The organism is Marinobacter sp. JSM 1782161 (assembly GCF_011421605.1).
Classification (GTDB): Bacteria; Pseudomonadota; Gammaproteobacteria; order Pseudomonadales; family Oleiphilaceae; genus Marinobacter_A; species Marinobacter_A bohaiensis.
The window spans coordinates 882,605-898,722 of record NZ_WSSA01000002.1 but is presented as its reverse complement, the minus strand read 5'-3'; the positions used below and the strand labels follow the sequence as shown (position 1 = coordinate 898,722).

The following is a 16,118-nucleotide window of genomic DNA, read 5'->3' as shown; positions in this document are numbered from 1 at the left end:
TCCGGCGGACACCACAAACACCAATAATCCCAACAAAGATCGACAAGGTGACATCATGGCTGAGAAAAAACTGGGCGGCGCTGGCCTTCGTGGTCAGGTCGCTGGCGAAACCGCACTGTGTACCGTCGGCAAATCAGGTACCGGGCTGACCTATCGGGGTTACGACATCACCGATCTGGCGGACAATGCCCAGTTTGAGGAAGTGGCCTACCTGCTGCTGCGCGGCAAGCTGCCCAACCAGCAGGAGCTGGACGCCTACAAGAGCCGGCTGCGCGGATTGCGGGCGCTGCCGGACGCTGTCAAGACGGTTCTCGAACAGATTCCCAAAGACGCCCACCCGATGGACGTCATGCGCACCGGCTGCTCCATGCTGGGCAACCTGGAGACCGAGCAGGACTTCAGCGAGCAGGACGACAAGATCGACCGCATGCTGGCGGTGTTCCCGAGCATTATCACCTACTGGTACCGCTTCGCCCACGAAGGCGTACGCATCCAGACCGACGGAGACTGCGACTCCATCGGCGGGCATTTCCTGGAGCTTCTGCACGGCAAGAAGCCCAGCGAGCTGCACGAGCGCGTGATGAACGTCTCGCTGATTCTCTATGCCGAACACGAGTTCAATGCCTCGACCTTCACCGCGCGGGTCTGCGCCTCCACGCTGTCCGACATCCACAGCTGCGTGACCGGCGCCATCGGCACGCTGCGCGGTCCGCTGCACGGCGGCGCCAACGAAGCCGCCATGGCGCTGATCCAGAAGTTCCAGACCCCGGACGAAGCGGAGCAGGGGCTGCTGGGCATGCTCGAACGCAAGGAAAAGATCATGGGCTTCGGCCACGCGATCTACCGCGAGTCCGATCCGCGCAACGGCATCATCAAGAAGTGGTCCGAAAAACTGGCGCAGGAAGTGGGCGACGAGGTGCTGTATCCCGTCTCGGTGCGCTGCGAAGAGGTCATGTGGCGCGAGAAGAAACTGTTCTGTAACGCCGACTTCTTCCACGCCTCGGCCTATCACTTCATGGGCATCCCGACCGAGCTGTTCACGCCCATCTTCGTGATGTCACGGGTGTCCGGCTGGACCGCCCACGTGAAGGAGCAGCGTGAAAACAACCGGATCATCCGTCCCAGCGCGGACTACACCGGTCCGGATCACGCAGAGTGGCTGCCGATTGAGAAGCGCGCCTGACGCGCCAATGAGAGAGACCGGAGCCGGCCGCACTGGCCGGTTCCGACACAAAGGCCCTCCGACCATTCTTCACAAGAGCCTTAAGTCATGAACACCCAATACCGCAAGCCTCTGCCGGGCACCGACTACGACTACTTCGATACCCGCGAGGCGGTCGACGCCATCCAGCCCGGCGCCTACGACAAGCTCCCGTACACCTCCCGTATCCTGGCGGAGCAGCTGGTGCGCCGCTGTGATCCGTCCATGCTGACCGATTCCCTGAAACAGCTGATCGAACGCAAGCGGGATCTGGATTTTCCCTGGTATCCGGCCCGCGTGGTGTGTCACGACATCCTGGGGCAGACCGCCCTGGTCGACCTGGCCGGCCTGCGCGATGCGATCGCCGAGAAGGGCGGCGATCCGGCCAAGGTGAACCCGGTGGTGCCCACCCAGCTGATCGTCGACCATTCGCTGGCCGTCGAGCATCCGGGATTCGAGAAGGACGCGTTCGAGAAGAACCGCGCCATCGAGGATCGCCGCAACGACGACCGCTTCCACTTCATCAACTGGACCAAGACCGCGTTCGAGAACGTGGACGTGATCCCGCCGGGCAATGGCATCATGCACCAGATCAACCTGGAGAAGATGTCGCCGGTGGTCCAGGTGCGCGACCGCGTGGCGTCCCCGGATACCTGTGTCGGCACCGACAGCCACACGCCGATGGTCGATGCCCTCGGCGTGATTTCCGTCGGTGTGGGCGGTCTGGAAGCTGAAAGCGTCATGCTGGGCCGTGCCTCCATGATGCGCCTGCCGGACATTGTCGGCGTCGAACTGACCGGCAAGCTGCAGCCAGGCATTACCGGGACTGACATGGTCCTGGCATTGACCGAATTCCTGCGCAAGGAGCGGGTCGTCGGCGCGTACCTGGAATTCTATGGCGAAGGCGCCGACAGCCTGACCGTGGGCGACCGCGCCACCATATCCAACATGACGCCGGAATACGGCGCCACGGCCGCGATGTTCTACATCGACGACCAGACCATCGACTACCTGAAGCTGACCGGTCGCGATGACGAACAGGTGACTCTGGTGGAAAACTTCGCGAAGCACACCGGTCTGTGGTCGGACAGCCTCAGGAACGCCGAGTACGAGCGCGTGCTGACGTTTGATCTGTCCAAGGTCGTGCGCACGCTGGCCGGCCCGTCCAATCCGCACGCGCACCTGCCGACGTCGGAACTGGCGCAGCGCGGCATTGCCGGCCAGTGGCAAGAGAAAGAAGGCGAGATGCCGGACGGTGCGGTCATCATTGCCGCCATCACCAGCTGTACCAACACCTCTAACCCGAGAAACATGGTGGCGGCCGGCCTGATCGCCCGCAACGCCAACCAGCTGGGCCTGATCCGCAAGCCCTGGGTGAAGTCCTCCCTGGCGCCGGGCTCCAAGACCGTCAAGATGTACCTGGAAGAAGCCGAACTGCTGCCGGAGCTGGAGCAACTCGGTTTTGGCGTGGTGGCCTTCGCGTGCACCACCTGCAACGGCATGAGCGGTGCGCTCGATCCCAAGATCCAGAAAGAAGTGGTTGACCGGGATCTCTATTCAACGGCGGTGCTGTCCGGTAACCGCAACTTCGACGGCCGGATTCATCCCTACGCCAAGCAGGCGTTCCTGGCCTCGCCGCCGCTGGTGGTCGCCTACGCCATTGCCGGCACCATCCGTTTCGACATCGAGAAGGACGCTCTGGGCCACGACGCCGACGGCAACCCGATCATGCTCAAGGACATCTGGCCCAAAGACGAGGAAATCGACGCCATCGTGAAGTCGTCGGTGAAGCCGGACCAGTTCCGCGATACCTACATCCCGATGTTCGATGTCACCCGTAAGGCCCAGGCGCAGTCCGACCCGCTCTACGAGTGGCGCCCGATGAGCACCTACATCCGTCGCCCGCCGTATTGGGAAGGGGCGCTGGCCGGGGAAAAGAACCTGACGGGCATGCGCCCGCTGGCGGTCCTGGGTGACAACATCACCACCGATCATCTCTCCCCGTCGAACGCGATCCTGGCGTCCAGCGCTGCCGGCGAATACCTCGCGAAAATGGGCCTGCCGGAAGAGGATTTCAATTCCTACGCGACCCACCGGGGCGACCACCTGACGGCGCAGCGGGCGACCTTCGCCAACCCGAAACTGCTGAACGAGATGGTTTCTGACGACAACGGCGAGGTGAAACAGGGTTCCCTGGCGCGCATCGAACCGGAAGGGAAGGTGGTGCGCATGTGGGAGGCGATCGAGACCTATATGGACCGCAAACAACCGCTGATCATCGTCGCCGGTGCCGACTACGGGCAGGGGTCTTCCCGTGACTGGGCCGCCAAGGGCGTGGCCCTGGCCGGCGTTGAGGCCATCGTTGCCGAAGGCTTTGAGCGAATTCACCGGACCAACCTGGTGGGTATGGGCGTGATGCCGCTGCAGTTTGAGGAAGGCACCACCCGCAAGACACTGGGCATCGATGGCACCGAGACGTTTGACGTCAAGGGCGAACCGTCACCGCGCGCGACGCTGACGCTGGTGATCCACCGCGCCAACGGCGAGAGCCAGGAGGTTCCAGTCATTTGCCGCCTCGATACCCAGGAAGAAGTGTCCATCTACAAGGCGGGCGGTGTGCTGCAGCGCTTTGCGCAGGACTTCCTGGAGGCCGAGGCGGATAAGGCGAGTGCTTGAGCAACCGTCCCTGCCAGGCAAGAGCTATTAGTGTGGGGCTGACTGGGGCACCTGACGGTGCCTCAGAAGCTAAAGCATCTGCTACATACTCGGGGTGACCTGAAAATGTAGCCGACGCTTCAGCTTCGGAGCAGCCCGCAGGGCTGCCGATGATCCCCCACCCAGCGGCCGATATCGTCCACAGAATCCGGGAAACACCAAAATGACCCATAAACCGCAAATCAGAATCCCCGCCACCTACATGCGGGGCGGCACCAGCAAGGGCGTGTTCTTCAACCTCGCCGATCTGCCCGAAGCGGCTCAGGTGCCGGGCGAAGCGCGCGACAAACTGCTGCTGCGCGTGATCGGCAGCCCCGATCCCTACGGCAAGCAGACCGACGGTATGGGCGGCGCCACGTCCAGCACTAGCAAGACCGTTATCCTGTCGAAAAGCGAAAGCCCGGATCACGACGTGGACTATCTGTTCGGCCAGGTCTCTATCGACAAGCCGTTCGTCGACTGGAGCGGCAACTGCGGTAACCTGACCGCGGCCGTCGGGGCCTTTGCCATCAATAACGGTCTGGTCGATCCGGGGCAGGTGCCTGAAAACGGGCTGGCAACGGTCCGGATCTGGCAGAAAAACATCGAGAAGACCATCATCGCCCGCATTCCCATGACGAACGGGGATGTGCAGGAAACCGGCGACTTCGAGCTGGACGGCGTCACCTTCCCGGCGGCGGAAGTCCAGGTTGAGTTCATGGATCCGGCGGACGGTGAGGGCGCCATGTTCCCCACCGGCAACGTGGTCGACGACCTGGACGTGCCCGGCGTCGGCACCCTGAAAGCCACCATGATCAACGCCGGTATCCCGACCATCTTCATCAACGCCGAGGCCATCGGCTACGATGGCACGGAACTGCAGGAAGCGATCAACAACGACGACGAGGCACTGGCCCGTTTCGAAACCATTCGCGCCCACGGCGCGGTCAAAATGGGGCTGATCGGCGATGTCTCAGAAGCGGCCAATCGCCAGCACACGCCCAAGGTGGCCTTTGTCGCGCCGCCCAGGGGCTACGTGGCGTCCAGCGGGAAGGCAATCGCCGCGGCGGATATCGACGTGCTGGTCCGCGCTCTGTCCATGGGCAAACTGCACCACGCCATGATGGGCACCGCGGCGGTCGCCATCGCCACGGCCGCGGCGGTTCCGGGAACCCTGGTGAACCTGGCGGCGGGCGGCGGCGATCGCACGTCCGTGACCTTTGGTCATCCGTCGGGCACCTTGCGTGTCGGCGCCGAAGCCGAATCGGTGAACGGTCAGTGGACCGCCAGAAAAGCCATTATGAGCCGCAGCGCCCGCATCCTGATGGAAGGCTGGGTGCGCATCCCGGGGGATGCCTTCTAGGTTCCCCGTTTGAGAGGCCGGGGCCGCTCGAAGGGACCCGGCATCCGGTCCATACTGTCCTCACGTCATTGCAAAGCCGGGGCAGGGTGATGTCACGCCAGTCGCGTCCCCGGCAGGGAGAAGGGATAGCAGGCATGTCCGCGACTTTCGATCTCAACGAACGCCCAGACTACGACGACGTACTCCAACAGATCGCCGACTACGTGCTGACCTTCCGGGTCGACAGTCCGGAGGCGCTGGATACGGCCCGTCACTGTCTGATAGACACCCTCGGCTGCGGTCTTCTGGCCCTGCGTTTCCCGGAATGCACCAAGCACCTCGGGCCGCTGGTTGAGGGGACAACGGTACCCCACGGGGCCCGCGTGCCAGGCACCTCCTTCCGGCTGGATCCGGTCAAGGCGGCCTGGGACATCGGCTGCATCGTGCGCTGGCTGGACTACAACGACACCTGGCTGGCCGCCGAATGGGGCCACCCATCCGACAACCTCGGCGCGATCCTGGCGGTTGCCGACCATCTGTCACAGAAACGCGTGGCCTCGGGTCATGCGCCGCTGACGATGCGCGAGGTGCTGGACAGCATGGTCATGGCCCACGAGATCCAGGGCGTGCTGGCGCTTGAGAACTCGTTCAATCGCGTGGGGCTGGATCACGTTGTGTTGGTCAAAGTGGCGTCCACGGCTGTCGCCGCCCGGCTGATGGGAGCGGATCGGGAACAGATCCTATCGGCACTGTCGCACGCCTGGGTGGACGGACAGGCCCTGCGCACCTATCGCCATGCGCCTAACGCGGGCTCCCGGAAATCCTGGGCGGCGGGCGACGCTACGTCCCGGGCGGTGCGGCTGGCGGACATTGCCCTGCGTGGGGAAATGGGCATTCCCGGAGTGCTCACTGCGCCCCAATGGGGATTTTACGACGTGCTGTTCAGCAAGACCAACAAGGACCAGGCGCTCAAACCGGAAGGGCAGCGTCGATTCTCGCTACCCCAGGCTTTCGGCAGCTACGTCATGGAAAACGTGCTGTTCAAGATTTCGTTTCCGGCGGAATTCCATGCCCAGACGGCGGCCGAGGCCGCGGTGACCTTGCACCCGCAAGTGAAAGACCGGCTCGACGACATCGACCGGGTGGTGATCACCACCCACGAATCCGCCATCCGCATCATTTCCAAGGTGGGCAAGCTGGCTAACGCCGCTGACCGGGACCACTGCCTGCAATACATGACAGCGGTGCCCCTGATCTTCGGCTCCCTGACCGCCGATCACTACGAGGACGATTTCCACCAGGCCCATCCGGAGATCGATGCCCTGCGCGACAGGATGGAGGTCGTCGAGGACGAGCGCTATACGCGGGAGTATCTGGAAGCCGACAAGCGGTCCATTGCCAACGCTGTGCAGGTGTTTTTCAGGGATGGTTCAAAGACGGAACAGGTGGCGGTGGAATACCCCATCGGCCACCGCCGCCGGCGCAAGGAGGGGATGCCGCTGCTGGAGGAGAAATTCCGCCACAATCTGGCGACCCGCTTCCCGGCGGCGCGTTGCCGGGCGATTGAATCCCTATGCCTGGATCCGCCCAAACTGGAGCAAATGGCGGTACACGAATTCATGGATCTGTTCGTGATATGAGATGTTTTGCAAGATTTTAAAAAAGAGGTGCTTGTGGCACCTCTTTTTTTATGTCCAAAAAATTTACAGCGCAGGTGTCAGTTTTTGTACGGACGTCCTTTAAAAACGATAAAAATCAGTCGGTTGATAATTCTGGTTCCCTTCTTGCTACGTGCCGCCGTGAACAATCACTAAAAACCAGTGTTGTAACAGGAGCTGTGCAATGAAAATGGAACGCATACTCGGTTTGACGGCAGGTGTCGCATTAGGCGTCGCCGGCGTTGCCTCTTCGGCCAACGCTGCGCTGATGCTGTCCGTCAGTGGTGAGGGCGAAGCGGCCGCGCAGGCGGCGGAAAGCGCCTTCTTCAGCAAACTCAAATCCGGTTATCTGACCGAAGGGTTTGAAAGCTATACGGCAGGCACGGGATCGCAGGCCAATACGATCAGTACCTCGGTGGGTGATTTCACCCAGGACGTGGCGGGCACCGGCGGGTCCTGTGATGACGGTGGCTTCAGTTGCAGCGGCGGCGTGGCCATCCTGGACGCCGGTAGCACGCCATTCTTCGGCCGGTCGGCGGTGCCCACCGGCCCCGACAATGACAACTGGCTCGACAGCATGGACTCCCAGGAGATGACCTTCTCGGTTCTCGATGGGTACAACGCCGTCGGCTTCTACATCACCGACCCGAACGACGAGGGCGGCTACCTGACGGTCAGCGGCATGACCTTCAGCTACGAGGCGCTGTTTGGCAGCAGCCTCGATGACGGTCAGGTCTTCTACGTCAGCCTCATCGACACCGATGGTCTGGGCGAGATTACGTTCTACTCCAACAACGAAAGCGATGGCTACGGTATCGACAACGTGACCGTTGGCGAAGTGCCTGAGCCGGGAACCCTGGCGTTGCTGGGTCTTGGTCTGGCGGGCGTTGGTGTCATGCGTCGCCGGAAGGCCTGAATCCGGAACGACTGATGAACGCTTTGAGCAAGAACCCCGGCCTGAGTCGGGGTTTTTGTTGTCGAAAAATTTTACATAGCTCAGTCATTTGTTTTGGAATGCACACGATTGCACAGCCAGGCGAATGCAGTAGACTTCGTAGTATCTGGAGTCCGATCCACCGGCGTCAGGGAAGATTCCGGTATGCGTATCGCAAAGGAGTCGACGTGGCACACGTCAGAATTTTCAGGCATTACATTCACATTCCGTTCGCAGTTCTGGGCCTGATCGATTTTCTGGTTCTGATTGGCGCGTTCTGTATTGCCGTTTTTTTCCGCTTTTTCGGCGACCTTCAGTTCTTTAACGAATCGCTGCCTTACATCTACCCGTCGGCCATTGTATTTGCCGGCCTGAACCTGCTGCTGATGGTCGCCATGGGGGTGCACCAGTCCCGGCTCGAAGACGGCCTGTCGGGCATGATGCTGCGCACTATCCTGGCCCTGCTGCTGAGCATCCCGTTTTCGCTCACCGCCTATATGCTGAGCGAAAACTGGCTCTGGTATCTGGGGGGAGACGGCGTGATCAGCTCCGCTTCCGTCTTCGGCTTCTTCCTGCTGGGTATCGTGCGCACGCTCTACTTCACGATCGCCGGAGATGACACCTTCAAGCGCAAGGTATTGGTGCTGGGTGCCGGCTTCCGGGCCAAACAGCTGCTTGAGGATCTGCGAACCCCGTTCAACCGCAAGGGGTTCAACCTGGTCGGCTTCGTACCCATGGACGGCGAGAAGGTGGAGGTGCCGGCCAACTATCTGGTCAATGTGCCGGTGTCGCTGCATCGCTACATCCTTGGGAATCCGGTGCGGGAGATCGTGGTGTCGGTCGACGACCGCCGCAAGGGTTTGCCCATGGAAGACCTGCTCGAGTGCAAGATGGAAGGCGTTCATATCGTCGATGGCGCCGCCTTCTATGAGCGGGAATCCCGAAAGGTTGCCATGGAAATGATCACCCGGGGCTGGTTGGTGTTTTCCGATGGGTTCACCGTCTCGTCGGTATCCGGCCTGGGCAAGCGGGCACTGGATATCCTGGCGGCCGGCACCCTGTTGATCGCGTCGTCGCCGCTGATGCTACTGACGGTCCTGGCGATCAAGCTGGAAGACGGCTGGAAGGCGCCGGTGCTGTACAGCCAGGAACGGGTCGGGCTCAACGGCCAGGTGTTCCGGGTTCACAAGTTTCGCTCCATGCGGACCGATGCCGAGAAGAACGGTGCGGTCTGGGCGCAAAAGAACGACACCCGGGTCACCAGGGTGGGCGCCTTTATCCGCAAGGTGCGCATCGATGAGCTGCCACAGATCTTTAACGTGCTGAACGGCACCATGGCCTTTGTGGGGCCAAGACCGGAGCGGCCGATGTTCGTCGAGCAGCTGGCCGAGAAGATTCCGTTCTATAACGAACGGCACCGGGTGAAGCCGGGCATAACCGGATGGGCGCAGCTTTGCTTCGCCTACGCGGATAACGAAGAAGACACTCGCGAAAAGCTTCGCTATGACCTTTATTACATAAAGAACCAGAGTCTTCTTCTGGATTTGCTGGTCATTATTCAGACCGTCGAAGTGATCCTCTTCAAGAAAGGATCAAGGTAGACGCGACCAGGCCAAGGAACAGAACAACGCATGCAGTTTTCGGGGTCGGCCACGAAGGCCGGCTGCAATTTGCTTCCAGTAAATGTCGTGAGGACACGAGATGGCAAGGATGTATGTTGCTCTGGCGGTAGTTTTCTCCCTTCTCATTGCGGGTTGCGCCTCGCAGCCGGCGTCGTCGCCGCAAATGATCCAGCAGGCGCTGAACGTCAGTCACGAGGGCGTCGACCAGTACATTCTGGGGCCCAGTGATGTGGTTCAGGTCACGGTGTGGCGTAACGAGGACTTGAGCACCAGCGTACCCATTCGCCCGGACGGCCGCATTTCCGTGCCCCTGGTCGGTGACATCATGGCCAGTGGCCGCACGCCCGAAGACCTGGCCGATTCCATCGAAGAGGAATTGTCCAGCTTTATCCGGGAGCCGCAGGTGAGCGTAGTGGTGACCGGCATGAACAGCCACGAGTTCACCGACCGCGTGCGGATTACCGGGGCCGTGCAGCAGCCCATGTCGATGCCGTTCCGGGCGGGCATGACCGTGCTCGATGTGGTGCTCTCGGCCGGCGGTGCCAATCCTTTTGCCTCCCTCAACGACACCATGCTCTATCGGCCGCTGGGGAGTGAGGTGGTGGCGATTCCGGTCAAGCTCGACGACATCCTGACCGAGGGTGATATCGCGACAAACTACAAACTGCAGCCCGGCGACATCTTGACCGTGCCGGAACGCAGTTTCTGATCGCCGGCAAGGCGCTCTGTCGGCGCGCCCGTTATGGGGCGAAGCACTTGAGGCCGGGTCTTTATCGGAACGGCTTGGCACTTGAGATGAAACAGTCAGGTTAGTGATATGGCACTCCCACTTATCAAGTTACCCAGCGAAGTGCTGCGGGAAGTCCGGGCCCGGAAGTGGCTCGTCCTGCTGGCCTTCGCCATTGTCAGCTTCGGCGTGCTGGCGGCCGGCTTCCTGTGGCCCTACCGCTACTCGTCGGAAGTTGTGATCTACGTGGACGACGAGAACATCATCCGGCCGCTCATGGAAGGTAGCGCGGTGACCACCGAAATCAACGAGCGGGCCTCCGCCGCGCAGGAGTTGCTGTGGAGCCGCGGGGTCATGGAGCGGGTGGCGGAGGACGTGGACACCTTCGGCCCCGAAGCCGCCAATCTGGATCCGGAGCAGCTGGAATCGCGGGTCAACCGCCTGCGCGGCAACCTGCGCGTGCGGGCTCGCGGGGACAGCTACTTCAGCATTGGCTTCGTGTCGCAATCACCGATCGAGGCCTATCGCGTGTCCCAGCGCCTGGGCCAGGCCTTTATCGAGGAGTCCGCCAGTCGCAAGCGGGCTGAAAGCCGCAGCGCCTACGAGTTCATCGACAGTCAGGTGAAAAGCTACGAGGGACAGCTGGCCGAGTCGGAAGCCCGACTCAAGCAATTCCTGTCGGAAAATGTCGACGGCACCGAGGGCGAGGCCAACAACAAGATGGCCAACCTGCGCGGCAACCTGGAACAGGCCGAACTGCAGAAGCAGGAAATGGAAACCCGGGTGGCGTCCCTTGAGCAGCAACTGTCGAGCGTCAACGCCACCCTGCGCCAGGAACAGACCCAGGACGAATATCAGCAGCGGATTTCGGCGCTGCAGCAGCAGCTCGATGCCTTGCGCCTGAAATACCACGATTCCTACCCCGATATCGTCATCCTGCAGGAGCAGATTGCCGAGCTCCGGCGCCAGCGCAACCGCGCCATGGCCAACGCCCAGAACGACACTCGGGCACCGCGTTCCGAGCAGACGGTCAATCCGCTGTACAAGGAACTGAGCACGTCGCTGGCCCAGGCGCGCACCGAGATCGAGACGATCAATACCCGCATTCGCTCGCTCAAGGGGCTGATCGACCAGCAGGCGAACCGCATGGAGCGGATCCAGGCCAACAAGGCGGAGTACTCCAAGCTCACCCGTGACATGGACGTAAATCGTCAGATCTACAACGACCTGCTAAAACGGCGCGAGAAGGCGCGGGTGTCGATGCACCTGGATATCGAAGGGCAGGGTCTGAACTACCGCATCAACGAGACCGCCCGTTTCCCGCTTAGACCCGAGGGGCCGCAGTTCGAACAGTTTGCCATGGCCGGTCTGTTCCTGGGGCTGCTGGCACCGCTGGGGGCGATTGCCGGGCTGGTGCAGATCGACCCAAGGGTTCGTGCCAAGTCCCAGCTTGAGGACGACATCAACCTGCCGGTGCTGATCGAGATTCCGAACGTGAGAACACCGTTTGAGATGCGTCGGGACCGGCGCGTCACCGTAACCGTTATTCTTGGCTGCATCCTGATCGTCGCGGCGTACATCGGAATAGCTGTTGCTTCTGTCATGGGAGTATTTTGATGGCTGGAACGCATCAGGACCGCGAATTCGAAGCGTCCTCCGAGAAATCGGGGGAGCGCAAGACGCGGCAGGACCCACAACAGCCGGGTGCCGATGCTTCCGGCGGCAAGGAAGGCGAGGTCGAGCAGGCCAGCGGCGTACCGTTCAGCGAGTGGGACGATTCCCGTCTGCTGGTTCCCAGCTCCCTGGAACTGGGTGTGGGCGCGGTCGACCGTTACGTCATCAGCCGCCAGATCCGGCGGATGCAGGAGCCGCGCCGGCTCACCAACGACGACCTGGACGAGCGCCGGATCGTCTACCCGGAATCGCCCAACCGGGATCTGGTCAACCGCTTCCGTAACCTGCGGACCAAGCTGCTGGAAGTCTCCGGCGGCAATAACTTTACCCTGGTGGTGTCCGGGGCGACCGAATCCGCCGGCACGTCGTTCATGGCGCTGAACCTGGCCGCAGCGTTTGCCTTCGACCAGGCCAAGACGGCGCTGCTGATCGACTGCAACCTGCGCGACCCATCGCTGCACACCATGCTGGACATGGTCCCGGAAAGCGGCCTGACCGATTTCCTCGACGAGTCCGACTACGACATCGCCCGCATCATCTACCCGACCGGCATCCCGCGCCTGCGCCTGATACCGGCCGGAAGCCATCGCGAATCGCCGGCAGAATTCTTCACCTCGTTCCGCATGAAGCAGTTCCTGCAGGCGGTACGGCGCCGCTATCCCGACCGTTTCATCATCCTCGATACGGCGCCGGTCAGCGATTCACCGGATGCGCGGATTCTGTCGGAACTCTGTGATTTCTCGCTGCTGGTCGTCCCCCACGGCAAAGTGACGCCGGGGGCCGTCGAACAGGCGGCCGGAGCCTTCAGTCCCCAGAAATTCGCCGGAGCTGTCATCAATGGCTAGATATTCCGAATCAGGGATGATTCGAGGGCTGTTTACCGTAGCGACACTGGCCCTTTACGGGGTGTGCACCATGGCCTATGCCGAACCCGCCCGAATCACCGTCGGTGCCGACAGTCGGCTGAGCGACAACGTCGAGCGCTCCGAATCCAACGAGCAGACGGATCTGGAGAACCGGGTCACCCTGGGCATCCGCCACCGGTCCGATCCCGGCCGCTGCAATTCCGACCTGGCGGCTGATCTGGCCTACGGCGTCTACCTGGACGACACCTATGACCCGGAAACCTACACCAGCATCGACTGGCTGGGCAGTTGCCAACTGATGGAGCGCCTGTTCTGGGACGCCTCCAACGAAACCCGGGACGTCATCCAGGACGACCAGGCCTCCAACACGCCCGACAACCGCACCCGCCGCAACATATTCCGCACCGGACCCCGCTACGTCTGGGCGGTGACGACGGTAGACACCCTGAGCTTCTCGGTGGAGTACGAGAACATCGATTACAAGGAGCCTGAGGAGCGGGACAGCGACGGTTACATCACCACCGCTTTCTGGCGACACCTGTTCTCGCAGACGTTGGCCGGCGGGCTCAACCTGTCCGCGGATCGCACCGAGTACGACAACGGCGAGGACGTGGACCGCTACACCGCCACGCTGTTTTTCTCGAAGGAGTTCGCCGCCACCACAATTTCCGGCTCCTTCGGCGGCACCCGCCTGGAGCGTGAATTCGGCCCCCAGGAAAGCGAATTCGATGGCTGGGTCGGGGATCTGCGGATGGAGCGCCAGATCAACGCGTCGTCGTCGGTCTACATTGCCGCGAGCCGCGAGATTACCGACGAGGCCTCCGAGTTTGATTTCGAGTTCGATGACGTGACCTACACCATCGAGGACACCAACGCCCTGGAAGTGACCGACGTGCGCGCCGGCTACAACCGGGAGAACAGCGACGGGTCCAGCTTTGAGCTGACCGGCGTCGCCAACCGATCCGACAACCTGGATACCGACTCCCGCGAAGGGCGCGTGGCGCTGGTGGTCGACTATCGCCGGCCCGTAACCGGCCAGATCGACTTCACCGCGGGCGCTGACGCGGCGCTGCTGAGCTACAAGGACGATGACACCGAAGACCATATTTTCGGCATCGACCTGGGACTGTCGACGCGCCTGCTGTCGGACCTCGACCTCAGCGGCAAGATTGGCCACAACCGGCGCACCAGTGACGTTTCCTCCCGGGAATACACCGAGAACTGGGTGTCGGTCAGCGTGGAGTATCAGTTCCGATGAATACCACCACCACAGGGAACAGCCGGGCGCCGTTGAATGCGCTCACCATCGACGTCGAAGATTACTTCCAGGTCGCCGCCCTGGCCGAGGCCGTATCGCGGGACGACTGGGACCGCATGGAGTATCGCGTCGAAGCCAATACCGACCGTTTGCTGGCGCGGTTTGCCGAGCACGGCATCAAGGCCACCTTCTTCACCCTGGGCTGGGTGGCGGAGCGCTCGCCCCAGCTGGTGCGACGCATCCAGCAGGCGGGTCATGAGGTGGCCAGCCACGGCTATAGCCATCAGCTGATCTACAACCAGACGCCGGAGGTGTTCCGCGAGGAGACGCGTCGTTCCAAGCGCATCCTGGAAGACATTACCGGGGAAGCCGTCACCGGCTATCGGGCGGCCAGCTATTCGATCACCGCGCAGTCCCGCTGGGCGCTGGATATCCTGTGCGAAGAAGGGTTTACCTGGGATTCCTCGATTTTCCCGGTGCATCATGACCGCTACGGCATGCCGGGTACGCCCCGCTGGCCCCACCGCCTGACCACCGACGACGGCCACACGCTGGCGGAATTTCCCCTGAGCACGCTGCAATTTCCCGGCTACACACTGCCCATCGCCGGCGGTGGTTACTTCCGGCTGTTCCCGTACTGGTTCAGCCAGTGGGGGTTGGGGCAGATCAACCGCCAGGGCAAGCCGTTCGTGTTCTATCTGCATCCGTGGGAAGTGGACCCCGGGCAGCCGCGGCTGGACGTCAAATGGTTCTCCCGCTTCCGGCATTACAACAACCTGGACGTTTGCGAGGCGCGGCTGGAGAAACTCCTGCGCCGCTTCCGTTTCGGGCCGATGAGTGACGTGCTGCGGGAGCAGGGCGTGCTGGAGCCCGCAGCCGCGGCGGACCCGGTTACCGGGGAAAGCCACTCAACGCCTGACGCAACGGCTTCCGCATCGCGCCTGACCGGCGCGCCCCACTAGCCGCAGGAGCCCGGAACGCCGCCATGCTCACCCTGATTTTCTGGATCTCGCTGCTGCTCCTGCTCTACATCTACCTGGGCTACCCGCTGGTGGCCTACGTGCTGGGGCGGGCGGAGCGTCGCGTGCACCGTGACGACGATTACCAGCCCAGCGTCACCATCCTGATCGCCGCCTATAACGAGGCCCGGGACATCGAGGCGACGCTGCGCAACAAGCAGGCACTGGTGTACCCCGCCGACAAACTGGAAATCCTGGTGATTTCCGACGAGTCCGACGACGGAACCGACGCCATTGTCGGCGCCCTGGCGCAGGACAGCCCGTTCAACATCCGCCTGTTCCGGCAGAGTCCCCGCCAGGGCAAGACCGCCGGGCTCAACCGTCTGGTACCGGAAGCCCGGGGCGACATCATCGCCTTCTCCGATGCCAACTCCCAGTGGGATGCCATGGCGGTGGCGCGGCTGGTTCGCAATTTCGCCGATGAGCAGGTGGGCTACGTCACTGGCAAGATGGTCTACGTCAACGAAGCCGGGCACCTGGTGGGAGACGGCTGCAGCGCCTACATGAAGTACGAGAACGCGTTGCGCGTCCAGGAGACCCGCATCGGCTCCATCGTTGGCGTGGACGGTGGCATCGACGCCATGCGCAAGTCGCTGTATCAGCCGTTGAGGGCGGATCAGTTACCAGATTTCGTCCAGCCTCTTAAAGTGGTCGAGCAGGGCTACCGCGTGGTGTACGAGCCCGAGGCACTGCTCAAGGAAGAAGCCCTGGAAGACAGCGCCAGCGAGTTCAGCATGCGCGTCCGCGTGACCCTTCGCGCACTGTGGGCGCTCAAGGACATGTCGCAGCTCCTGAACCCGCTGCGCTTCGGCGTGTTTGCCTGGCAGTTGCTGTCCCACAAGTTGCTGCGCTACCTGGCTTTTGTGCCGCAGATCCTGTTGACGATCACCGCGCTGCTGCTGGCGGATCGGGGCGGTATCTATGGCCTGTGCCTGCTGGGGCTGGTGGCCATCTACCTGTGCGCCTGGCTGGGCCGCAAGCGCGAGCGGGATGGGCGGCATCTGCCGTTTTACCTGGCCGCACCTTATTACCTGATGTTGCTCAATCTGGCGTGTTACCGGGCCACGCGATCGTTTGTCCGGGGCGAAAAGAAAGTGATCTGGAACCCAAGGAAGGGATGATT

The 16,118-nt window shown here is 62.2% G+C and carries 12 protein-coding genes; all 12 read left to right on the top strand.

Features of this window, described 5'->3' with window-relative positions; all coding sequences use genetic code 11:
• The first annotated feature begins 55 nt into the window (after positions 1–55).
• Complete coding sequence (gene prpC, locus GQB00_RS03890) at positions 56–1,183, top strand: 2-methylcitrate synthase (RefSeq protein WP_111495967.1); 1,128 nt, start codon at positions 56–58, stop codon at positions 1,181–1,183.
• An 87-nt stretch (positions 1,184–1,270) separates the two neighbouring features.
• Positions 1,271–3,877: a Fe/S-dependent 2-methylisocitrate dehydratase AcnD gene (gene acnD, locus GQB00_RS03885; protein WP_165855292.1), complete on the top strand. Its 2,607-nt coding sequence runs from the start codon at positions 1,271–1,273 to the stop codon at positions 3,875–3,877.
• A 202-nt stretch (positions 3,878–4,079) separates the two neighbouring features.
• A complete protein-coding gene (gene prpF / locus GQB00_RS03880) occupies positions 4,080–5,258 on the top strand; it encodes a 2-methylaconitate cis-trans isomerase PrpF (RefSeq protein WP_165855291.1) in 1,179 nt (392 codons plus the stop codon).
• Positions 5,259–5,392: 134 nt separating this feature from the next.
• Positions 5,393–6,877 (top strand): 2-methylcitrate dehydratase, encoded by a 1,485-nt coding sequence (gene prpD, locus GQB00_RS03875; RefSeq protein WP_165855290.1) that lies wholly within the window; start codon positions 5,393–5,395, stop codon positions 6,875–6,877.
• Positions 6,878–7,079: 202 nt separating this feature from the next.
• Positions 7,080–7,811, top strand: a complete 732-nt coding sequence (locus GQB00_RS03870; RefSeq protein ID WP_165855289.1) for a PEP-CTERM sorting domain-containing protein — start codon at positions 7,080–7,082, stop codon at positions 7,809–7,811.
• 206 nt (positions 7,812–8,017) lie between these two features.
• Positions 8,018–9,430, top strand: a complete 1,413-nt coding sequence (locus GQB00_RS03865) for a TIGR03013 family XrtA/PEP-CTERM system glycosyltransferase (protein WP_111495972.1) — start codon at positions 8,018–8,020, stop codon at positions 9,428–9,430.
• A gap of 100 nt (positions 9,431–9,530) precedes the next feature.
• The gene (locus GQB00_RS03860; RefSeq protein WP_111495973.1) at positions 9,531–10,160 is read left to right on the top strand and encodes an XrtA/PEP-CTERM system exopolysaccharide export protein; all 630 of its coding nucleotides are present in this window, start codon (positions 9,531–9,533) and stop codon (positions 10,158–10,160) included.
• A 108-nt stretch (positions 10,161–10,268) separates the two neighbouring features.
• On the top strand, positions 10,269–11,795 hold the full coding sequence (locus tag GQB00_RS03855) for an XrtA system polysaccharide chain length determinant (RefSeq protein ID WP_165855288.1): 1,527 nt from the start codon (positions 10,269–10,271) through the stop codon (positions 11,793–11,795).
• A complete protein-coding gene (locus GQB00_RS03850; protein ID WP_228160551.1) occupies positions 11,795–12,697 on the top strand; it encodes a polysaccharide biosynthesis protein in 903 nt (300 codons plus the stop codon). The genes GQB00_RS03855 and GQB00_RS03850 overlap by 1 nt, the downstream gene beginning before the upstream one ends.
• Entirely contained in the window at positions 12,690–13,976 is a 1,287-nt protein-coding gene (locus tag GQB00_RS03845; protein WP_165855287.1) for a hypothetical protein, read from the top strand. The genes GQB00_RS03850 and GQB00_RS03845 overlap by 8 nt, the downstream gene beginning before the upstream one ends.
• Positions 13,973–14,938 (top strand): XrtA system polysaccharide deacetylase, encoded by a 966-nt coding sequence (locus GQB00_RS03840; protein WP_165855286.1) that lies wholly within the window; start codon positions 13,973–13,975, stop codon positions 14,936–14,938. The genes GQB00_RS03845 and GQB00_RS03840 overlap by 4 nt, the downstream gene beginning before the upstream one ends.
• Positions 14,939–14,961: 23 nt before the next feature.
• On the top strand, positions 14,962–16,116 hold the full coding sequence (locus tag GQB00_RS03835; RefSeq protein WP_165855285.1) for a glycosyltransferase family 2 protein: 1,155 nt from the start codon (positions 14,962–14,964) through the stop codon (positions 16,114–16,116).
• Positions 16,117–16,118 lie beyond the last annotated feature (2 nt).